This window comes from Streptococcus mitis (assembly GCA_001560895.1).
GTDB lineage: Bacteria > Bacillota > Bacilli > Lactobacillales > Streptococcaceae > Streptococcus > Streptococcus mitis_Q.
On the sequence record CP014326.1, the window covers coordinates 575,853 to 597,995 of the forward strand.

The 22,143-nt window shown below is 42.2% G+C and carries 23 protein-coding genes; 19 read left to right on the forward strand and 4 right to left on the reverse strand.

The window, feature by feature from the left end; all coding sequences use genetic code 11:
* The first annotated feature begins 206 nt into the window (after positions 1-206).
* The 5 genes from AXK38_03090 to AXK38_03110 all read left to right on the forward strand — a co-directional run bounded on the left by AXK38_03090 (position 207) and on the right by AXK38_03110 (position 4,564).
* Entirely contained in the window at positions 207-821 is a 615-nt protein-coding gene (locus AXK38_03090) for a cadmium resistance protein CadD (GenBank protein AMH88299.1), read from the forward strand.
* Between the two features lie 236 nt (positions 822-1,057).
* Positions 1,058-2,104, forward strand: a complete 1,047-nt coding sequence (locus AXK38_03095) for a Fe3+-siderophore ABC transporter permease (protein AMH88300.1) — start codon at positions 1,058-1,060, stop codon at positions 2,102-2,104.
* Position 2,105: 1 nt separating this feature from the next.
* A complete protein-coding gene (locus AXK38_03100; GenBank protein AMH88301.1) occupies positions 2,106-2,861 on the forward strand; it encodes an ABC transporter in 756 nt (251 codons plus the stop codon).
* A 19-nt stretch (positions 2,862-2,880) separates the two neighbouring features.
* Entirely contained in the window at positions 2,881-3,891 is a 1,011-nt protein-coding gene (locus tag AXK38_03105; protein ID AMH88302.1) for a metal ABC transporter substrate-binding protein, read from the forward strand.
* Complete coding sequence (locus AXK38_03110) at positions 3,872-4,564, forward strand: alpha/beta hydrolase (GenBank protein AMH88303.1); 693 nt, start codon at positions 3,872-3,874, stop codon at positions 4,562-4,564. Before AXK38_03105 ends, AXK38_03110 begins: the two co-directional genes overlap by 20 nt.
* 43 nt (positions 4,565-4,607) lie before the next feature.
* Here the strand turns inward: AXK38_03110 and AXK38_03115 are convergent, their stop codons facing one another.
* Positions 4,608-5,357 carry an acyl-phosphate glycerol 3-phosphate acyltransferase gene (locus AXK38_03115; GenBank protein AMH88304.1) on the reverse strand — a complete coding sequence of 250 codons (750 nt, stop codon included), beginning with the start codon at positions 5,355-5,357 and terminating at the stop codon, positions 4,608-4,610.
* Between the two features lie 132 nt (positions 5,358-5,489).
* On the opposite strand from AXK38_03115, the gene AXK38_03120 reads away from it, so the two are divergent.
* From AXK38_03120 to AXK38_03185, 14 genes are all read left to right on the forward strand, one after another.
* Positions 5,490-7,826, forward strand: coding sequence for an ATPase (locus tag AXK38_03120; GenBank protein ID AMH89613.1), 2,337 nt, complete (start codon positions 5,490-5,492; stop codon positions 7,824-7,826).
* 100 nt (positions 7,827-7,926) lie between these two features.
* Positions 7,927-8,604, forward strand: a complete 678-nt coding sequence (locus AXK38_03125) for an SAM-dependent methyltransferase (GenBank protein AMH88305.1) — start codon at positions 7,927-7,929, stop codon at positions 8,602-8,604.
* Entirely contained in the window at positions 8,591-9,388 is a 798-nt protein-coding gene (locus AXK38_03130; GenBank protein AMH88306.1) for a Nif3-like dinuclear metal center hexameric protein, read from the forward strand. The genes AXK38_03125 and AXK38_03130 overlap by 14 nt, the downstream gene beginning before the upstream one ends.
* Before the next feature lie 16 nt (positions 9,389-9,404).
* Positions 9,405-10,508, forward strand: a complete 1,104-nt coding sequence (locus AXK38_03135; protein AMH88307.1) for an FAD-dependent oxidoreductase — start codon at positions 9,405-9,407, stop codon at positions 10,506-10,508.
* Positions 10,509-10,609: 101 nt separating this feature from the next.
* Positions 10,610-11,629, forward strand: coding sequence for a UDP-glucose 4-epimerase (locus AXK38_03140; GenBank protein ID AMH88308.1), 1,020 nt, complete (start codon positions 10,610-10,612; stop codon positions 11,627-11,629).
* Position 11,630: 1 nt separating this feature from the next.
* Positions 11,631-12,596 (forward strand): bactoprenol glucosyl transferase, encoded by a 966-nt coding sequence (locus tag AXK38_03145; protein ID AMH89614.1) that lies wholly within the window; start codon positions 11,631-11,633, stop codon positions 12,594-12,596.
* Between the two features lie 302 nt (positions 12,597-12,898).
* Positions 12,899-13,384, forward strand: a complete 486-nt coding sequence (locus AXK38_03150; protein ID AMH88309.1) for a 30S ribosomal protein S15 — start codon at positions 12,899-12,901, stop codon at positions 13,382-13,384.
* Positions 13,385-13,392: 8 nt separating this feature from the next.
* Positions 13,393-14,064 carry a cytidylate kinase gene (locus AXK38_03155; GenBank protein ID AMH88310.1) on the forward strand — a complete coding sequence of 224 codons (672 nt, stop codon included), beginning with the start codon at positions 13,393-13,395 and terminating at the stop codon, positions 14,062-14,064.
* Positions 14,065-14,194: 130 nt separating this feature from the next.
* Positions 14,195-14,533, forward strand: a complete 339-nt coding sequence (locus tag AXK38_03160) for a protein PhnA (GenBank protein AMH88311.1) — start codon at positions 14,195-14,197, stop codon at positions 14,531-14,533.
* 2 nt (positions 14,534-14,535) lie between these two features.
* Positions 14,536-15,165: a hypothetical protein gene (locus AXK38_03165; protein AMH88312.1), complete on the forward strand. Its 630-nt coding sequence runs from the start codon at positions 14,536-14,538 to the stop codon at positions 15,163-15,165.
* 118 nt (positions 15,166-15,283) lie between these two features.
* Entirely contained in the window at positions 15,284-16,435 is a 1,152-nt protein-coding gene (locus AXK38_03170) for an MFS transporter (protein ID AMH89615.1), read from the forward strand.
* A gap of 99 nt (positions 16,436-16,534) precedes the next feature.
* Complete coding sequence (locus tag AXK38_03175; GenBank protein ID AMH89616.1) at positions 16,535-17,284, forward strand: pseudouridine synthase; 750 nt, start codon at positions 16,535-16,537, stop codon at positions 17,282-17,284.
* The gene (locus AXK38_03180) at positions 17,274-18,047 is read left to right on the forward strand and encodes a hydroxymethylpyrimidine/phosphomethylpyrimidine kinase (GenBank protein ID AMH88313.1); all 774 of its coding nucleotides are present in this window, start codon (positions 17,274-17,276) and stop codon (positions 18,045-18,047) included. Before AXK38_03175 ends, AXK38_03180 begins: the two co-directional genes overlap by 11 nt.
* Entirely contained in the window at positions 18,025-18,486 is a 462-nt protein-coding gene (locus AXK38_03185; GenBank protein AMH88314.1) for a hypothetical protein, read from the forward strand. The genes AXK38_03180 and AXK38_03185 overlap by 23 nt, the downstream gene beginning before the upstream one ends.
* A gap of 246 nt (positions 18,487-18,732) precedes the next feature.
* Here the strand turns inward: AXK38_03185 and AXK38_03190 are convergent, their stop codons facing one another.
* The 3 genes from AXK38_03190 to AXK38_03200 all read right to left on the reverse strand — a co-directional run bounded on the left by AXK38_03190 (position 18,733) and on the right by AXK38_03200 (position 22,068).
* Complete coding sequence (locus AXK38_03190) at positions 18,733-19,815, reverse strand: dipeptidase (GenBank protein AMH88315.1); 1,083 nt, start codon at positions 19,813-19,815, stop codon at positions 18,733-18,735.
* 127 nt (positions 19,816-19,942) lie between these two features.
* Positions 19,943-20,725: a glutamine amidotransferase gene (locus tag AXK38_03195; protein AMH88316.1), complete on the reverse strand. Its 783-nt coding sequence runs from the start codon at positions 20,723-20,725 to the stop codon at positions 19,943-19,945.
* Positions 20,725-22,068, reverse strand: coding sequence for a UDP-N-acetylmuramyl peptide synthase (locus tag AXK38_03200; GenBank protein ID AMH88317.1), 1,344 nt, complete (start codon positions 22,066-22,068; stop codon positions 20,725-20,727). Before AXK38_03200 ends, AXK38_03195 begins: the two co-directional genes overlap by 1 nt.
* Between the last annotated feature and the right edge of the window lie 75 nt (positions 22,069-22,143).

Below are 22,143 nucleotides of genomic sequence, written 5' to 3' on the forward strand. Positions count from 1 at the left end.
CACTTTACGAAGTAAAGTATAGTATGTTATACTTTACATGGAAGTAGTCACCGAATTCCAGTTAGAAATTACTTTGTAACTACATTTTGAGGAGGAGTAAAATGCTTTCCTACGTTCGACATTACCCACTAGCGATAGCTAAATTAATGTGTCTGTGCTCTCCTAAAATCTGCTGATTTATTACTGACTAATACAGGAGGTTTTTTATGGGACAGACAATCATATCTGCTATTGGTGTTTATATTTCCACCAGTATCGATTATTTAATTATTTTAATTATTTTATTTGCACAGCTATCACAGAATAAACAAAAATGGCATATTTATGCGGGGCAATATCTAGGCACAGGCTTACTTGTAGGGGCGAGTTTAGTTGCTGCTTATGTCGTTAATTTCGTGCCTGAAGAATGGATGGTTGGATTGCTTGGTTTAATCCCTATCTATTTAGGGATTCGCTTTGCAATTGTTGGAGAAGGTGATGAAGAAGAAGAGGAAGAAATTATTGAAAGATTAGAACAAAGCAAGGCAAATCAACTGTTTTGGACAGTTACATTGCTGACAATTGCGTCTGGCGGAGATAATTTAGGTATCTATATACCTTATTTTGCTTCGTTAGATTGGTCACAGACCCTCGTGGCGTTGCTTGTGTTTGTAATCGGCATAATTATCTTATGCGAGATTAGTCGGGTGTTATCCTCTATTCCGTTAATATTCGAGACAATTGAAAAATACGAGCGAATCATTGTGCCCTTAGTATTCATTCTACTTGGACTATACATCATGTATGAAAATGGCACGATAGAGACTTTTCTGACCGTGTAGATTTTTTTGTTTCACTAGAATTTTAGCCCAAGCTCAAATCAGCTCTCTGATTTTCAGAGGGCTTTTTACGTTGTCACCTTACCTCGATATACTCAAGTATTATCTTTACTTACGGTTCCTAGCACTATAAAACCAACTATATTCATTTGTTCTCATCTTGTTACGCAGTTGAAAATATGGTATACTTTTTCATGAGAATTTTCTAAATTTTTAAGATTCTATCAAAGGAGGTTTGCATGCTTTCCAAATTTTCTGGAAGCCGACAAGACCAGCAATTTGTGTTACTTTTAGTTATTTTGCTAGGTATTTTAGGGATTTCTCTCTTTCTAGCAGTTTCAATGGGATCTGTTACGATTAATCTAGGAGATACCTATCGGATTATTTTGAGCAGGTTGGGATTTCCTCTTGAGATAGGAGAGGTTTCCAAGTCTACTCTTGCCATTGTATGGAACATGAGATTCCCTCGAGTATTGTTAGGTCTGATAGTAGGAGCAGGCCTTTCTATGTGTGGTAGTGTGATGCAGTCCACGGTAAACAATCCCATCGCTGAGCCCTATGTCTTAGGAATCTCTGCTGGTGCAACTCTAGGGGCAACCTTGAGCATCATTCTTGGTTTAAAAGTGATGATTAGCCTTGGAGCTTTTCTTGGAGCTATTTTGGCAACAATTGCTGTCCTTATCATTGCCTCTATGCAGGGAAGGATGACAACTTCTAGCCTGATTTTATCAGGAACGGTGGTCAATGCTCTCTTTCTGGCTTTTTCCAACTTTATTATCTCAGTTGGCGCTAATGCGGACAGTGTGATGACCATTAAGTTTTGGACCATGGGTTCGCTTGCCGGGACTTCCTGGGCAGACTTGGTCCTGCCAACTACAGTGGTAGGAATAGCCTTTCTATTTTTCTCTACTCAGTATCGTGTTTTCAATGCGATGATGATGGGAGATGAGACTGCTTTAACTTTGGGGATTCCCTTACGCTTTTATTGGTATCTTTATGTGACAATGGTGGCTGTACTGACAGCAGTCTTAGTGGCAACCTGTGGGATTATTGGATTTGTCGGTCTGATTACTCCACATTTAGCTCGAGGGTTAATAGGAACGAATTACAAGAGGCTTTTTCCCGTTGCAACCTTGCTGGGTGCCCTCTTTGTCATCTGGGCAGACGTACTCTCTCGTATCATCATTCCAAACGCAGAGCTTCCTATTGGTATTTTCACAGCCTTAGTAGGTGCTCCCTTCTTTATCTACATTGTTGGAGGTAGGCGAAGGGAGGTGAGGGTCTGATATGGACTTGATTTGTAAGGATATCCATTTTGGACTAGGAGAGAAAAAAATCCTCAATGGAGTTTCTCTTAAGGTTGAAGGGCATCAATTTCACACGATACTAGGGCCAAATGGAAGTGGAAAAACCAGCCTGCTTAAACTCCTCTATCGTCAGGAAAAGGCGGACAAAGGCTTGATAAGTCTAGATGGGAAACCTCTGGAACAATGGACAATCAAAGAAACAGCCAAGCAAATGGCAGTTGTGACCCAGTTTAACCAGCTGCAGTTTGATTGTACAGTTGAGGAAATCGTCTTGCTGGGAAGAACTCCCCACCTCTCTTTTTTACAGAAGGAAAGGGAAAGGGATTATGCCCTCGTTCAAGATGCCCTCGTTAAGGTGGATATGCTTGAGAAGAAAACTCGTCTCTATTCGTCTCTGTCAGGGGGAGAGAAACAGCGAGTCTTACTAGCCCGCGCCTTAGCGCAAGAACCGACTCTCTTACTCCTAGACGAACCAACTAATCACCTGGATATTAAGTATCAGTTAGACTTGTTGGCCATTGTGAAGGAGCTCAAGGTCAATGTTCTAGCTGTCCTGCATGATATTCAACTTGCTTGTCGCTATTCGGATTATCTCTATCTAATGAAAGAGGGAGAAATCCTTTACCAAGGGACTCCAAAGGAGACCATCACCCCTGAGTCATTGCAAACTGTATATGGAGTTCAAAGTCAGGTGACTTGGACCGAGGATCAGCAAGCTATGATTCACTATTTATAAGAATGAAAAGGAAAACAAGATGAAAAAAACACTAAGCATTTTACTCGTAACAGTAGCTACTCTAACCATGGTAGCTTGTGGCAATACTACTACAGAAAAAGCTACCACACAGTCTAGCACAGAAACAAGTCAAAAGGCTAACGCAGAGACGACTTATCCGTTAACGGTTAAGACCTATGATGCTAAAGGGAATGAAGTTGAACAAGTTTTTGACAAGGCACCTGAAAAAGTTATCACCAACAATCTTTCAACCACTGAAATCTTATTGGAGTTAGGCTTGAAGGATAAAATTGCTGGCATGCTCAACCCTGATAATGCTGTGACGGACAAATACAAGGACGCTATTGCAGCTATTCCTCAAATCGGGGATAAAAAAACAGTCTCACAAGAGACAGTACTTTCTTATGAGCCAGATGCAGTGATGGGTCGAAACATGATGTTTTCCGAAAAATCCTTGGGGGCAGTTAGCACTTGGAATGAAAATAAAATCCCAGTCTATACGCAAAAAGCTTCTCTCTCAACGATTCAGCAAGATTTGGGAAATATCGTAGAAGATGTTAAAAATCTTGGAATGATTTTTAATGTTCAGGACAAGGCTAATGAATACGCAGCCCAATTACAAGCTAAAATTGACGCTGTTAAAAAAGCAAATCCAGCAAGCCAAGGTGAAAAGAAAAAGGCTTTGATTATGGTTGCATATAATGATCAAACCTTTGGTGCTTACAAGTCTGCTTTGCAAGAAAGTTTGCTGAACCAACTTGGTTATACAAACGTTGCTACGGGGACATCAGGCTTGACCTTGGAAAATCTCGTGTCAATGGATCCTGAATTGATTATCTATGTAACCAGCGACCGCAATAAAAAATTGGATGAAAAAGCAGTAGAGTTGATGAAGGCAAATGCTGTTTTGGAAAGCGTTCCTGCTATTAAGAATCAAAAAATCATGACCATCTCTTACGATGAATTGATGGACTATGGTCCAGCAGTGATTGATTCCCTTGAAAAAATCAATGACTTTATCAATAAATAATGAGTTTGATTGGGAAGGGATTCAAGTCAAAATTAGCCTTCCTTCTACCTATGACCCCAATCAAACCTATCCGGCTATTTTATTGAATGATGGAAACTTGGATTTTCTATCCTCCCTTTCCGAATCTGTGATTTTAATGGGCTTGATCTCTAAAAATCGCTTAGACGACTACACTCCCTGGCAGGCATCGGCTCTGAGAGATGGGGCTCCAGATTTTGGAGGTCAGGCCAAGGTCTATCATGATCATTTATTTGGAGGTCTTTTGGACAAGTTGCAGTCGCTTTATCACCTGGATGAAACTCGCCTTGCTTATGGAGGCTACTCACTAGGTGGTTTGGCGGCAGTCTACAGTCTTTTCAGCTTTGACAAGGTTTCCTGTGTCTTTTCGATCTGCGGTTCCTTTTGGTACCCTGATTTTGTGGATTACTGCAAGGAAGAGACAGTAAAAAATCTAGACTGTTTGCTGTATCTACAGAATGGTCAAACAGAAGGAGTACACCATACTAATCGCTTGGCTCAAGCACCAGTCTATGCTGAGCAGATTCATACCAGTCTTCAGAAATGCTATCCGAACGGCCAGTTTGTTTTTGATCCTTATGGACACCATGAACAAGTAGCTGAGCGATTTCTAGCCTTTTCCAACTGGTTGGCCCAAAAATGGAAAATTGAATAAAAGAATTATCCCTTGGCAAAAGCCAAGGGATTGTTGTATTTATTTAACCAAGTTTTTCTCTTTTCTTATCTGGATTCCAGATAAAGCTTGCGATAAAGCTAAAGATGATGGTTAGGATAGCGAGGATAATGGCAAGGATGAGAGCAGGGATGCGGATAAACCACCAGAGTGGATTTGGTTTTTTATCATTGTGCCATTGTTTTGTTTCTTGGTCCAGACGTTGGAATTCTGCTTGAATGCGATTGGCGACTGTTTCAATGCCTTCATCATTCATTTTCTTGATATCTGAGATATCGATTGGATTTCCAAAGTTCATATCGACACGCTCGCGGCTAATCAAGCCTTTCAAGGTCATGGGACCTGTGTAGGTAACGGGCATGATACGAACCTTGGCCATCTTGGCAATCAGAGCAACTCCACCCTTGACATCGTTTGAGTGACGGCTCCCACTTGGAAACATGATGAGAGAGCGGTCACTTTTTTTAAGAACATTGATAGGATATTTGATGGCAGAAGCACTAGGATTTTCACGGTCGATAGGAAATGCACCACACATACGAATCCACCAGCCAAAGATACGGTTGGTAAAGAGCTCTTTTTTGGCCATAAAGATAAACTGTTTTGGCTTGGTCGCAAAAGCCATGTAAACTGGATCCCACCAAGTACGGTGAGGGGCAACCAGAATATAATTTTCATCTTGATTAGGAATTTTATCGGTATTATGATAGTGGGCATTGCCATTGATGGACCATAGGAGTAAGACAACTAATCCACGTAAATAAGTATAAAACATGCGATCTCCTTCGATTATTTTCTTGTTATTATTATACCTTATCAAAGGAGGGCTGGCAAACTTTTCCCTTGACCAGGTACATATTTAGGATGAAATTAGAATTCTTTTAGAAAAAATGATATGATAGAATTTATGGATAAAAATAAGATTATGGGATTAACCCAAAGAGAAGTCAAGGAAAGACAGGCTAAGGGTTTGGTCAATGATTTTACCGCATCGGCCAGTACCAGCACTTGGCAAATCATCAAACGAAATGTCTTTACCCTTTTTAACGCTTTGAACTTTGCCATTGCTTTGGCCCTAGCCTTTGTGCAGGCTTGGAGCAATTTGGTCTTCTTTGCTGTTATCTGCTTTAACGCTTTTTCTGGAATTGTGACCGAGCTACGGGCCAAACACATGGTGGACAAGCTCAATCTTATGACCAAGGAAAAAGTCAAGACTATTCGGGATGGCCAAGAAGTGGCTCTGAATCCTGAAGAATTGGTGCTAGGAGATGTCATTCGTCTGTCTGCTGGAGAGCAGATTCCCAGTGATGCCTTGGTTTTGGAAGGCTTTTCGGAAGTCAATGAAGCCATGTTAACGGGGGAAAGTGATTTGGTGCAAAAGGAAGTTGACGCCTTGCTTCTGTCTGGAAGTTTCCTAGCCAGTGGGTCAGTTTTAGCTCAAGTTCACCATGTCGGTGCAGACAACTATGCTGCCAAACTCATGCTGGAAGCCAAGACTGTTAAACCAATCAACTCTCGTATCATGAAATCGCTGGACAAGTTAGCAGGTTTTACTGGAAAGATTATCATTCCTTTTGGTCTGGCTCTCTTGCTAGAAGCCTTGCTTTTAAAAGGACTGCCTCTCAAGTCATCCGTTGTAAATTCATCGACAGCCCTACTGGGAATGTTACCCAAGGGAATCGCCCTTTTGACCATCACTTCGCTCTTGACAGCGGTGATTAAGTTGGGCTTGAAAAAGGTCTTGGTGCAGGAGATGTATTCTGTTGAGACCTTGGCGCGCGTGGATATGCTCTGTTTGGACAAGACGGGCACCATCACCCAAGGAAAGATGCAGGTGGAGGCTGTTCTTCCACTGACGGCAACTTATGGTGAAGAGACTATTGCCAGCATCCTGACCAGCTACATAGCCCATAGTGAGGATAAGAATCCAACTGCCCAAGCTATTCGCCAACGTTTCCAAGGTCAGGTAGTCTATCCTATGATTTTCAATCTTCCCTTCTCCAGCGACCGCAAGTGGGGAGCTATGGAGTTAGAAGGCTTGGGAACAGTTTTCTTAGGTGCACCTGAGATGTTGCTGGATTCTGAGGTCCCAGAAGCCAGAGAGGCCTTGGAGAGAGGGTCACGTGTCTTGGTCTTGGCTCTCAGTCAGGAAAAACTAGACCATCACAAGCCACAGAAACCATCTGATATTCATGCTCTAGCCTTGCTGGAAATTTTGGATCCTATTCGAGAAGGAGCAGCAGAGACGCTGGACTATCTCCGTTCTCAGGAAGTAGGACTGAAGATTATCTCTGGTGATAATCCAGTCACTGTATCCAGCATTGCCCAGAAGGCTGGTTTTGCGGACTATGACAGCTATGTAGATTGTTCAAAAATAACGGATGAGGAATTGATTGCTATGGCTGAGGAGACAGCTATTTTCGGACGTGTTTCCCCTCATCAAAAGAAACTCATCATCCAAACGCTGAAAAAAGCGGGTCATACAACAGCTATGACAGGGGACGGGGTCAATGATATCCTGGCCCTTCGTGAGGCGGATTGTTCTATCGTGATGGCCGAGGGAGATCCTGCGACACGTCAGATTGCCAATCTGGTTCTCTTGAACTCAGACTTTAATGATGTTCCTGAGATTCTCTTTGAAGGTCGTCGCGTGGTCAATAACATTGCCCATATCGCCCCGATTTTCTTGATAAAGACCATCTATTCTTTCTTGCTCGCAGTTATCTGTATCGCCAGTGCTTTACTAGGTCGGTCTGAGTGGATCTTGATTTTCCCTTTCATTCCAATCCAGATTACCATGATTGATCAGTTCGTGGAAGGTTTCCCACCATTCGTTCTGACTTTTGAGCGAAATATCAAATCTGTTGAGCCAAATTTCCTCAGAAGATCCATGCTTCGTGCTCTACCAAGTGCTCTCATGGTTGTGTTCAGCGTTCTTTTTGTGAAAATATTTGGAAGTAGCCAAGGTTGGTCTGAGTTAGAAATCTCAACTCTACTCTATTATCTCTTGGGGTCAATTGGTTTCTTATCCGTATTTAGAGCCTGCATGCCATTTACCCTATGGCGTGTCCTCTTGATTGTTTGGTCAGTAGGAGGCTTCCTAGCCACAGCTCTCTTCCCAAGAATTCAAAAACTGCTTGAAATTTCAACCTTAACAGGACAAACATTACCTGTTTATGGTGTCATGATGTTGGTCTTTACCGTGATTTTCATCCTGACTAGTCGCTATCAAGCTAGAAAATAAAGACAGACTGCAATCTGTGGATTGTGGTCTTTTTAGGTACAAGATTGCCAGACGAAATGTGGTATAATAAGGCTAATAGAGTTTTGGAAAGTGAGAGAGAATGATTTCAAAGAGATTAGAATTAGTGGCTTCCTTTGTGCCACAGGGAGCCATTTTGCTAGATGTGGGAAGTGACCATGCTTATCTGCCTATCGAGTTGGTCGAAAGAGGCCAAATCAAAAGTGCCATTGCGGGTGAGGTGGTGGAAGGCCCCTATCAGTCTGCGGTCAAAAATGTTGAGGCTCACGGCCTAAAGGAGAAAATCCAGGTTCGTTTAGCCAATGGCTTGGCAGCTTTTGAAGAGGCAGACCAGGTGTCAGTCATCACCATTGCAGGTATGGGCGGCCGTTTGATTGCTAGGATTTTAGAAGAAGGCTTGGACAAGTTAGCCAATGTAGAGCGGTTAATCCTCCAACCTAATAATCGTGAAGATGACTTGCGCATTTGGTTGCAAGACAATGGTTTTCAGATTGTGGCAGAAAGCATTCTAGAAGAAGCTGGTAAGTTTTACGAGATTTTGGTGGTGGAAGCAGGACAAATGAAGTTATCATCTAGTGATGTTCGCTTTGGACCTTTCTTGTCTAAAGAAGTCAGTCCAGTCTTTGTCCAAAAGTGGCAAAAAGAAGCTGTTAAGCTAGAGTTTGCCCTCGGACAAATCCCTGAAAAAAATTTGGAAGAACGTCAAGTTCTAGTAGATAAAATTCAAGCCATCAAGGAGGTGCTCCATGTTAGCAAGTGAAGTAATTAACGCATATGAAGCCTTTTGCCCTCAGGAATTTTCCATAGAGGGAGACAGTCGTGGTCTGCAAATTGGCACTTTGGACAAGGATATCCAAAGTGTCATGGTGACTCTCGATATTCGTGAAGAAACGGTGACTGAAGCTATTGAAAAGGGTGTGAATTTGATTATCGTCAAGCATGCGCCGATTTTCCGTCCCATCAAGGATTTGGTAGCCAGCCGTCCACAAAATCAGATTTACATTGATCTCATCAAGCATGATATCGCAGTTTATGTCAGCCATACCAATATTGATATCGTTGAAAATGGTCTCAATGACTGGTTCTGCCAGATGCTAGGAATCGAGGAGACGACTTATCTTCAGGAGACAGGTTCTGAACGTGGAATTGGGCGTATTGGGAATGTTCAGACTCAGACATTTGGGGAATTGGCCCAGAATGTCAAGCAAATATTTGATTTAGATAGTCTTCGAATGGTGCATTATCAAGAGAGTGATTTGCAGAAGCCTATTTCAAGAGTGGCCATCTGTGGTGGAAGCGGGCAGTCATTCTATAAGGAGGCTTTGGCTAAGGGAGCAGATGTCTATATTACTGGCGATATCTACTATCACACTGCCCAAGATATGCTGTCTGATGGCTTGCTGGCACTGGATCCAGGCCACTATATCGAAGTGCTTTTTGTGGAAAAAATCGCAGCACTCCTTACTCAATGGAAGGCAGAGAAGGGCTGGTCTATTGATATTTTGCCTAGTCAAGCATCGACCAATCCTTTCCACCATATCTAGTTAGAAGGTGAAGACAATGAAGAAAGTTGCTATTATAGGAGCAGGGATTGTGGGAGCAACAGCTGCATACTATCTCTCGAAAGAAAGTGACCTTGAGGTGACCGTTTTTGACCATGGAAAAGGTCAGGCTACCAAGGCAGCAGCGGGAATTATCAGTCCTTGGTTTTCCAAACGTCGCAATAAAGCTTGGTACAAGATGGCACGCTTGGGGGCTGACTTTTATGTGGATTTGTTAGCTGATTTAGAAAAGTCTGGTCAGAAAATCGACTTTTACCAGCGCTCGGGAGTCTTTCTCCTGAAAAGGGATGAATCTAAGTTGGAAGAACTCTATCAACTAGCCCTCCAGCGCAGGGAAGAATCTCCCTCGATAGGTCAGTTAGCTATTTTGGATCAAGCCTCAGCTAATGAATTATTCCCTGATTTGCAGGGATTTGACAGCTTGCTCTATGCTTCTGGTGGAGCGAGAGTGGATGGCCAACTCTTAGTGACTCGTTTGCTAGAAGCTAGTCAGGTCAAGCTGGTCAAAGAAAAAGTGAGTCTGACACCTTTAGCATCAGGACATCAGATTGGCACAGAGGTGTTTGATCAGGTTATTTTAGCGACGGGAGCTTGGTTGGGACACATATTAGAACCCTTAGGATATGAAGTGGATGTTCGTCCTCAAAAAGGACAACTCCGAGACTATCAACTTGCCCAAGACATGGAATCCTATCCTGTTGTTATGCCAGAAGGGGAGTGGGATTTGATTCCTTTTGCAGGTGGGAAATTATCCTTAGGCGCTACCCATGAAAATGATATGGGATTTGATTTGACGGTGGATGAAGCCTTGCTCCAGCAAATGGAGGATGCGGCCTTACCTCACTATCTAGGCTTGGTAGAAGCGACTTCCAGAGCTGAGCGTGTGGGAATCCGTGCCTACACCAGTGATTTCTCTCCTTTCTTTGGGCAGGTGCCAGAATTGGCAGGTGTCTATGCTGCTAGTGGACTAGGTTCATCAGGCCTCACAACTGGTCCTATCATTGGTTACCATCTAGCCCAACTTATCCAAGACAAGGAGTTGACCTTGTATCCAGTAAACTACCCAATTGAAAACTATATCAAACGACTAAAAAACGAATAAAATTTTACTGAAATTTTAGCTTCCCTTCTAGGATGGAAAATGACATTCCCTATCAAAAATGGTAAAATAAGAAAAAATAATCCGAGAATCGAGGAAAGAAGATGCAAGAAAAGATTTTAGTAACAGGTGGAGCTGGTTTTATCGGAACCCACACAGTTATTGAGTTAATCCAAGCAGGTCATCAGGTTGTTGTGGTGGATAACCTTGTCAACAGCAATCGCAAAAGTTTAGAAGTTGTTGAGAGAATTACAGGAGTTGAAGTACCTTTCTATGAGGCAGATATTCGTGACACAGATATCCTCAGAGATATTTTCAAGCAAGAAGAACCAACAGGTGTCATTCACTTTGCTGGTTTGAAGGCTGTTGGCGAATCAACACGTATCCCTCTTGCCTACTATGACAACAATATCGCAGGAACTGTCAGTCTTTTAAAAGCTATGGAGGAAAACAACTGTAAAAATATCATTTTCAGTTCTTCTGCGACAGTTTACGGAGATCCTCATACAGTGCCAATCTTGGAAGATTTCCCACTTTCAGTGACTAATCCATACGGTCGTACCAAACTTATGCTAGAGGAAATTTTGACCGATATCTACAAGGCAGACTCAGAATGGAATGTGGTCTTGCTTCGTTATTTCAACCCAATCGGAGCTCATGAAAGTGGAGACCTAGGAGAAAATCCAAACGGTATTCCAAACAACCTCTTGCCATATGTGACTCAAGTAGCCGTTGGGAAATTAGAGCAAGTGCAAGTATTTGGAGACGATTACGATACGGAAGACGGAACTGGTGTTCGTGACTATATCCACGTTGTCGATTTGGCTAAGGGTCATGTTGCAGCTCTGAAAAAAATTCAAAAAGGTTCAGGTCTAAACGTTTACAACCTTGGAACAGGTAAAGGTTACTCTGTTCTTGAAATTATCCAAAATATGGAAAAAGCAGTGGGGCGTCCGATTCCTTACCGCATTGTAGAACGTCGTCCAGGTGATATTGCAGCCTGCTACTCAGACCCAGCAAAAGCCAAAGCAGAACTTGGTTGGGAAGCAGAACTTGACATTACTCAAATGTGTGAAGACGCATGGCGTTGGCAAAGCAAGCATCCAAATGGATTTGAAGACTAAGATGGTGATTTCAATCATTGTCCCCTGTTTAAACGAAGAGGAAGTACTTCCTCTTTTTTATCAGGCTTTGGAAGATTTGATTCCTGACTTGGGAGCAGAAATCGAGTATATCTTTGTCGATGATGGATCAAGTGATGGAACCTTGGAACTCTTAAAGGCCTATCGGGAGCAAAATCCGGCAGTGCATTATCTTTCCTTCTCTCGAAATTTTGGCAAAGAAGCAGCTCTGTATGCAGGTTTGCAGTATGCGACAGGAGATCTGGTGGTGGTGATGGATGCAGACCTCCAAGATCCTCCTAGTATGCTACTTGAGATGAAAGCTTTACTGGATCAGAATGCAGACTTGGACTGTCTAGGGACACGCAGAACCAGTCGGGAGGGAGAACCCTTCTTTCGCAGTTTCTGCGCTGATCTCTTTTACCGCCTTATGAAAAAAATCAGTCCAGTAGCCCTGCCGTCAGGTGTTCGTGATTTTCGGATGATGAGAAGGTCTGTGGTCGATGCCATTTTAAGCTTGACTGAGTCCAATCGTTTTTCAAAGGGACTATTTGCCTGGGTCGGCTTTAAAACCTACTATCTGGACTATCCAAATGTCGAAAGGCAGGCTGGCAAGACAAGTTGGAGTTTTAGGCAGCTCTTTTTCTACTCCATGGAAGGGATTGTTAATTTTTCAGATTTTCCTTTGATTATAGCCTTTGTAGCAGGTCTTCTATCTTGTTTTATTTCTCTCCTCATGACCTTTTTTGTTGTGGTTCGGACCCTTATTTTGGGCAATCCGACATCGGGTTGGACCTCTCTGATGGCTGTCATTCTCTTTCTTGGAGGCATTCAACTTTTGACCATTGGAATTCTAGGCAAGTACATCAGTAAGATTTATCTAGAGACTAAAAAAAGACCACTTTATCTTATCAAAGAAAAAAGTGATCTTCCTATTTTAACCGAAAAAAATAGAGAGAAAAGACTATAATTTTACATGGAAATATGCTAAACTAGAAGGAGTGGATTACCGCCATTGATTTAGGATTCTTGGTTTCCAATTAGGGCGCGAGTTGGGCAGTTTTTAATAGCCTCTAAGACGTCTTGACTAGGAGAAATTTCTTTTTCCAGTTGATCAGGATCATCGTAAAAACGCACGATTCCATTATCGTGGTAATCAAATAAATCAGAATAAGTTTGGCAAAGCCCACAGGCAATGCAACGTTCAGGTATAAGTGTGATTTTCATATTTATATTGTAATAAGAAAGTAGAAAAAAAACAAGGAGTAAGGTATGGCAAAAGAACCGTGGCAAGAAGATATTTATGAAAATCAAGAGGAAACAAGAACACAACGTCATAATCGAGAACAAGGTGGAGGAGTCATTGCTAATCGTATCTTAACTATTTTAGCAAGTATTTTCTTTGTGATTGTAGTTGTGATGATTATTGTTCTGATCTATCTTTCATCGGGTGGGAGTAATCGCACAGCAGCCTTGAAAGATTTTCATGATTCTGATGCAAATGTAGTACAGATTTCATCTTCTAGTAGTTCAGAGCAGGCATCTTCTAGTTCAGAGGAAAAGGTAGAAGAGTCATCTAGTAGTTCAGAACATCCAACTGATCCAGAAGGAACGACAAAAGTGTTAGCAGGAGAAGGGGAAGCAGCCATTGCAGCTCGTGCAGGTATCTCGATTGCTCAGTTGGAAGCCTTAAATCCTAGTCATATGGCTACAGGCTCTTGGTTTGCTAATCCAGGTGATGTTATAAAAATAAAATAGGAGCCGATATGAAAACAATTCAAATTGCTATTGACGGTCCTGCTTCAAGTGGTAAGAGTACAGTCGCAAAGATTATTGCTAAGGATTTTGGTTATACCTACCTTGATACAGGTGCTATGTATCGTGCCGCGACTTATATGGCTCTCAGGAACCAATTAGGAGTTGAACAAGTTGAAGAACTCTTAGACTTATTGGACCAGCATCCAATCAGCTTTGGGCGTTCAGAAACTGGAGAACAGCTTGTCTTTGTAGGAGATGTGGATATTACTCATCCTATCCGTGAAAATGAAGTGACAAATCATGTCTCTGCTATTGCGGCAATTCCTGAAATTCGTGAGAAACTAGTTTCTCTCCAACAAGAAATCGCCCAGCAAGGTGGGATTGTTATGGACGGTCGCGATATTGGCACGGTTGTATTGCCACAAGCAGAATTGAAAATTTTCCTAGTAGCTTCTGTTGATGAAAGAGCAGAGCGCCGTTATAAGGAAAATATCTCTAAGGGAATTGAGACAGACCTTGAAACCCTAAAAGAGGAAATTGCTGCGCGTGACTACAAGGATAGTCATCGTGAGACTTCACCTCTCAAACAAGCAGAGGACGCAGTTTACCTTGATACAACTGGTTTAAACATTCAAGAAGTAGTTGAAAAAATCAAAGCAGAAGCTGAAAAAAGAATGTAAATGTTGAAAAGCCGATAGATTGATATCGGTTTTTTTCTAAATTTGTCAAAATACTAATTTTAAGGTATAATAGTTGCTGTTCGAGAAATTTTGATTTTCAAAGAATAGTGAATGATTATAAGGAGAAACCATGAACAACCTACCAAATTGCCCACAATGTAACTCAGAGTATGTCTACGAAGACGGTGCCCTACTGGTTTGCCCAGAGTGTGCTCATGAGTGGAATCCTGCTGAAGTTGCAGAAGTAGAAGAAGGTCTTGTCGCTATCGATGCCAACGGAAATAAATTGGCTGACGGTGATACAGTAACTCTCATCAAGGACTTGAAAGTAAAAGGTGCGCCAAAAGATTTGAAACAAGGGACGCGCGTGAAAAATATCCGCATCGTAGAAGGCGACCACAATATCGACTGTAAAATCGATGGCTTTGGCGCTATGAAACTTAAATCAGAGTTTGTGAAGAAAATTTAAGCATGTCAAAGCACTATAAAATAGTATTTTATAGCCGTATCTTCTTGTTTCTAGCGGCTTTTACGGGAGTTTATCTTGAAATCGCCAAGCATGGTGGATTTGGGATGCTTCTCTATTATACGGTTCTGTCAAATCTTTTAGTAGCGATTTTTACGCTCTATCTTCTAAAGGTTATGAGCCGTTTAGGTGAAAATTGGCAAAGGCCAAGTCTCCTGCGCTTAAAAGGTGGGGTCACCATGAGTATCATGATTACCTGTGTGATTTACCATTTCCTTTTAGCGCCCATTGCGACTAATTTCTATACTCTGGAAAATTTCCTTTGCCACTATATCGTTCCCCTCTGGTTTTTAGCAGATACCCTCTTTTTTGACAAACAGGGTCAATACAAAATCTGGGATCCAGTTGTGTGGACGATTTTACCCTTGCTGTATATGATTTTTGCTCTTTTTAATGGCTTGGTACTGAAACTAGATATTCCTAATTCTAAGGTCAGTCCTTTCCCTTACTTCTTTTTGAATGTGAACAAGGGTTGGGATGTTGTGTTTAAGTGGTGTCTGATTATCTTTGTTGCCTATATGGTGGCAGGATTTATCTTCTACTTTATTAAGCAAATCAAGAGAAAGTCATCCTAAGACACAAGGGATTCATTTTCGAGTTTAAGAAGGAGTCTACGAACCAATGAGACTTCTTCTTTTCTTGCTTGAAAACTATCTAAAAAAGAAGATTAAGAGAAATATAGAAAGAGATTTTATGAAACAATTTTTAGAACGGGCCAGTATTTTGGCTCTCTCCCTCGTTTTGATTACGTCCTTTTCGATTTCAAGTGCCCTACCAGCCATGTTTGACTATTATCAGGGTTATCCTAAGGAACAAATTGAGCTCTTGGCGAGCTTGCCTTCCTTTGGGATCATGATCATGTTACTACTAAATGGTTTCTTAGAAAAAATATTCCCTGAGCGCTTACAGATTAGTTTGGGCTTGCTGATTTTATCACTCAGCGGGACGGCTCCCTTCTGGTATCAAGTCTACCCCTTTGTTTTTGGAACACGGATTCTTTTTGGTTTAGGTGTTGGGATGATCAATGCCAAGGCCATTTCCATTATCAGTGAACGTTATCAAGGAAAAACGCGAATTCAGATGCTAGGGCTACGTGGTTCTGCAGAGGTTGTTGGAGCTTCTCTCATTACCTTGGCCGTCGGTCAGTTGTTGGGCTTTGGTTGGACAGCTACTTTCTTAGCCTATAGTGCTGGATTTTTGGTGCTGACCCTTTATCTGCTCTTTGTCCCTTATGGAAAGGAAAAGAAAGAAGTCAAGAAAAAAGAGAAGGAAGCAAGTCGCTTAACTCGGGAAATGAAAGGCTTGATTTTTATCCTAGCTATTGAAGCAGCAGTGGTAGTTTGTACTAATACAGCTATTACCATCCGTATTCCAAGTTTGATGGTGGAAAGAGGACTTGGAGATGCCCAGTTATCTAGTTTTGTCCTTAGTGTCATGCAGTTGATCGGGATTGTGGCTGGTGTGAGTTTCTCTTTCTTGATTTCTATCTTTAAAGAGAAACTGCTCCTCTGGTCTGGTATTACCTTCGGCTTAGGGCAAATCGTGATTGCCCTCTCTCCATCCTTGTGGGTGGTAGTGGTAGGAAGCATTCTTGCTGGTTTTGCCTACAGTGTAGCCTTGACGACAGTTTTTCAACTTGTCTCTGAAAGAATTCCAGCTAAACTCCTCAATCAAGCAACTTCATTTGCTGTATTAGGCTGTAGTTTCGGAGCCTTTACGACACCATTCGTTCTAAGTGCAATTGGCTTGCTAACACAAAATGGGATGTTGGTATTTAGTATCTTAGGATGTTGGTTGATTGTAACCTCTATCTTTGTCATGTACCTACTTCAAAAGAGAGCTTAGGATTGGTTTCCTAAGTTTTTCTTTTTGGAAACATTGTACCCGGACAGTTTTGAATTTTCTAGCTTGTTACTGGATTATTTTCTTGGTAAAATAGAAGTTATGACTAGATATAAAGCAACTATTTCCTATGATGGTTATGCCTTTGCTGGCTTTCAGCGCCAGCCTCATGCGCGTAGCGTTCAGGAGGAAATTGAAAAAACCTTGACTAGATTGAATAAGGGGCAAGCCATTACTGTTCACGGTGCTGGTAGGACAGATAGTGGGGTTCATGCCCTGGGACAGGTCATTCATTTTGACCTGCCCTATCAGATGGATGAGGAGAAGCTCCGTTTTGCTTTGGACACCCAGTCTCCTGAAGATATTGATGTGATTTCGATTGAGCTTGTGGCAGATGATTTTCATTGCCGTTATGCCAAGCACAGTAAGACCTATGAGTTTATCGTGGATAGGGGGCGTCCCAAGAATCCTATGCGCCGTCACTATGCGACTCACTTTCCCTATCCACTCGATGTGGAACGCATGCAAATTGCAATCAAAAAGCTAGAGGGAACCCATGATTTTACCGGTTTTACAGCCTCTGGAACTAGTGTAGAAGACAAGGTTCGCACCATTACAGAAGCTAGTTTAACAGTCGATGAGACAGGCCAATTTTTGACCTTTACCTTTTCAGGAAATGGTTTCTTGTATAAACAGATTCGCAATATGGTGGGGACGCTGCTCAAAATCGGAAATAATCGTATGCCAGTGGAGCAGATTGACCTGATCTTGGAGAAGAAGGACAGGCAACTTGCAGGTCCCACTGCAGCACCAAATGGTTTGTATTTAAAGGAGATTCGTTATGAAGAATAATCGTATTTTAGCACTTTCTGGGAATGATATTTTTAGTGGTGGTGGTTTGTCAGCTGATTTGGCTACCTATACCTTGAACGGCTTGCATGGCTTTGTAGCAGTGACTTGTTTGACAGCCTTGACAGAAAAAGGATTTGAAGTCTTTTCAACTGACGATACCATTTTTCAACATGAATTAGATAGTTTGAGAGATGTGGAGTTTGGGGGAATTAAAATCGGTCTTCTACCAACTGTCAGTGTGGCTGAGAAAGCATTAGACTTTATCAAGCAGCGCCCAGGTGTGCCTGTGGTATTGGATCCTGTCTTGGTCTGCAAGGAAACGCACGATGTAGCTGTAAGTGAACTCTGCCAAGAGTTGATTCGCTTTTTCCCTCATGTCAGTGTGATTACGCCTAATCTTCCTGAAGCAGAATTATTAGCTGGTCAGGAAATCAAAACCTTGGAAGACATGAAAGTTGCAGCGCAGAAATTGCATGAATTAGGATCGCCAGCAGTCATTATTAAGGGAGGCAATCGCCTTAGTCAGGACAAGGCTGTAGATGTCTTTTATGACGGACAAACCTTTACAGTCCTAGAAAATCCTGTCATCCAAGGCCAAAATGCTGGTGCAGGTTGTACCTTTGCCTCAAGCATTGCCAGTCACTTGGTTAAAGGTGATGAACTTTTACCAGCAGTAGAAAATTCAAAAGCTTTCGTTTATCGTGCCATTGCACAAGCAGATCAATATGGAGTAAGACAATATGAAGCAAACCAAAACAACTAAAATCGCCCTTGTATCCCTCTTAACCGCCCTTTCTGTGGTTCTAGGTTATTTCTTGAAAATCCCAACACCGACAGGTATTTTAACTCTTTTAGATGCGGGTGTCTTCTTTGCGGCCTTTTACTTTGGTAGTCGTGAAGGGGCTGTAGTCGGAGGACTAGCAGGTTTCTTGATTGACCTCTTATCAGGCTACCCTCAATGGATGTTCTTTAGCTTGATCAACCATGGCTTGCAAGGATTTTTCGCAGGATTTAAAGGCAAGACTCAGTGGCTAGGCCTTATTTTGGCAACTATTGCTATGGTAGGGGGCTACGCCTTGGGTTCTACTTTAATGAATGGCTGGGCAGCAGCTCTACCAGAAATCCTACCAAATTTCATGCAAAATATTGTAGGGATGATTGTAGGATTTATCCTTAGTCAAAGTATTAAGAAGATTAAGTAACACTCTTCGAAAATCTCTCCAAACCACGTCAGCTTCACCTTGCCGTAGATATGGTTACTGACTCCATCAGTCTTATCTACAACCTCAAAACAGTGTTTTGAGCAACCTGCGGCTAGCTTCCTAGTTTGCACTTTGAGTATAAAGAGGCTGAGTCAAAAGTCCTAAAAATAAGAAAAATGCATAGTATCAGGTGTTGAAAAAACTTGATACTATGCTTTTTTGTTGTGGGAAGATTTTGGAAGAATATTAATCAAAATAAAGCAAGTCTTTGCTGGTGCTTGTAAAGAGGTCGAAGCCATCCTTGGTAACAACACCGCAGTCTTCGATACGGACACCGACTTTACCAGGGATATAGATACCTGGTTCAACAGAGAAGCACATGCCTTCTTCGATGACCATGTTGTTTCCTTCCATGATAGATGGAAATTCGTGGACATCCATACCGATACCGTGACCGAGACGGTGGTTGAAGTACTCGCCGTAACCAGCTTTTTCGATGACCTCACGGGCAGCGCGGTCTACTTCATGGGCAGTCACACCTGGTTTGATAAATTCAAGAGCAGCTTGTTGGGCTTCAAGAGTCAAGTTGTAAATATCTTTCTTGAATTGGTCAGGTTTACCGACAGCGACTGTACGAGTCATATCTGACGCGTAGCCGTTTACTAGAACACCAAGGTCAAAGAGGAGAAGAGCATCATTTTCAACCTTATTCGCTGCTGGGATGCCGTGTGGATTTGCAGCATTATCACCAGTCAAGACCATAGTATCAAAGCTCATTTCATAACCTTCACGTTTCATGGCAAAGTCGATTTGAGCGATAATATCTGTCTCGGTCTTATCAAGAGAAATATTGTCAAAACCAACATGAACAGCCTTGTCCGCATAGAGACCTGCAACCATCATTTTTTGCACTTCATCAGCTGATTTGATGAGGCGCATGCGTTGGATACGAGGAGTGAGGTTTTCAAATTCAGCAGTTTCAAAGACTGTTTTCAAGCCATGGTATTTTGTCAAAATGAGATTGTCAAACTCAACAGCAACGCGTTTGAAGTCGTGCTGTGGAAGAGCATGTTTCATTTTTTGCCATGGATTTTCAGAATCCACATAGCCCACAACTGGGAAGGAAACAGTGCTGCTTGCACGCTCAACCTCAAGGGCTGGGACAAAGAGGAGGGGTTCCTGACCCGCTAGGACAAAAAGGAACATTTGGCGTTCATGGGGATCACTGTAAAAGCCAGTGAGGTAATTGATTGTGACGGGGTCAGATACGACAGCGACGTCTAGTTTTTCTGATTCAAGATATGTTACGATTTGTTGTAATTTAGACATATGCTACCTTCTTTCTACCCCTCTATTTTGGCAAAAAAAGAAAGAAAATGCAAGGGAGAAGGGTAAAAGAACAGGCAAAAAGAACTCCGAAACGATAGCGGAGTTCTTTGATATGGTTTTCCTTGGTTTAAGAAAAGTCAGCCTTGCTTTTGACGTCGCTGTATTCTTCAGCGATTTCTTGGCTGAGGATGTCCTCATAGGCAGGGAGTTGGATGTCCTGTCCGTACTTTTTCTTGAGAGCAGTAGTGACTAGGCGATAGGCCAGATTAGCATTACGAGAGAGGATAGGTCCGTGGAAGTAGGAGCCAAAGACATTCTTATAATGAACCCCTTCGCCGACCTTTTCTTCGTTGTTTCCATTTCCATAGACGACCTGACCGAGTGGTTTTTGGTCATCTGAGAGGAAGGTACGGCCTTGGTGGTTCTCAAAGCCAAAGTAGGTTTCATCGAAATCTTCGTTATGAATTTTAATATCACCGATAAAGCGGTTGTTAGTTTGATTGAGAGTGTAGTGTCCCATGACACCTAGACCTTCGATACGTCTTCCAGAAGCTTCGATATAGTATTGACCCAATAGTTGGAAACCTCCACAGATAGCAAGGACGACACCATTATTTTGGATGAAGTTGTCAATGCTTTCTTTTTTAGCAGGCAAATCACCAGCAATGATGCTTTGTTCAAAGTCTTGACCACCGCCGAAAAAGGCGATGTCGTAGTGATTTTCATCGAAATCATCGTGGAGAGAAACGATGTCAACTGTTACGTGAGCACTCAACTTTTCAGCTACATACTTGAGCATGAGGATATTCCCATTATCTCCGTATGTGTTCATGAGGTTACCATAGAGGTGGGCGATATTTAGCTGGTAAGGATAGTTGCCGTCTTTTGAGGAAAGTGAAGTATAAACCATTAGTTCATCTCCTTTCTAACAAGTTGACGATTGGCTAGTAATTCTCGGAATTCCAGCATAGCAGTGTAAGTCGCAAGGATATAGGCATGCTTACAATCTTGGGCTTCAATCGTTTTAAGAACTTGTTCCAAACTACTTGTTTCGGTAATCTTGTCAGCTGGATAGCCAGTCACTCGAAGACGGCGTGCAATTTCAGAATGACGAACACCGCCAGCGTTGATTTCAGGAATGTCCATGTCAGTGATTTGTTCAAAATCAGCATCCCAGATCCAGCTTGTATCAATTCCGTCTGCATAGTTAGCATTAAGGAGGACAGAAAGGCTAAATGGATAAGGTGCTAGTTTGATCATTTCGATAGCTTGAGTTGCACCGACTGGATTTTTAATCAAGATAAGGGTACATTCTTTATTACCGATATGGAAGATTTCTTGACGTCCAAAGACAGCACGGCTCTTGTCGAATCCCTGCTTGATTAGTTGTGAATCTGCACCAAGGAAACGGGCGATGGCAACCGCAGCTAGGGCGTTGTAGATATTATAGAGACCACCGATTTGAATACCGTATTCTTGTCCGTCAATGACAAAGCGAGAGCGATTGTTGGTTAACTCAACCAATTCTGTCAAGCCATAGTCGAGATCAGGACGTTTACATCCGCAGCCTTCACAGATATAGGCACCCAAGTTTGCATAGGTATTGTGCTCGTATTTGAGGATGCTTTGACAGTCAGGGCAGAGAATCCCTTCGGTATTGTAGTGAGCTAGCTGGGCTGGGCCTTTCTCCAAGTCAAAACCAAAATACTGTACAGGATTTGGAATAGCTGGCTTGTAGAAAAGTGGACTGTCTCCATTGAGGAGAACAGTGGCAGTAGGCACCTTACGAATAGCATCCAAAATCATCTTGTAAGTTGTATAAATCTCACCATAGCGGTCCATCTGGTCACGGAAGATATTCGTGATGACAAAAAGGCTTGGCTGGATATAGTCACAGATACGAGATAGGCTGGCTTCATCGATTTCTAGGACGGCAATATTTTTCCCAGTTTTAGAAGATTTGGCTGTTAAGAAGGTTGTCGCAATTCCTGTGATCATGTTGGCACCGCTTGGGTTGGTCAGAACTTGACCATAAACCTCTTTTAAAATGCCGACAGTGAGGGCAGTTGTCAAGGTTTTTCCGTTGGTTCCAGTGACCACGACAATCTCGTAGTTCTTAGCTAGATTTTGTAAAATATCTTTATCAAATTGAAGGGCAAGTTTTCCTGGGAGCGTACTTCCACGGCCAAGATGGCTTAAAACGAAGTGGGAAGAACGCCCAGCTAGGAGGCCCAAAGTAGTTTTTAATTTCATGTTTCTATTATATCATAAAAGAGGGAAAAGACAGATTTGAGATTTCGCAGAAGTAAAAACAGCCCAGAGAGGGCT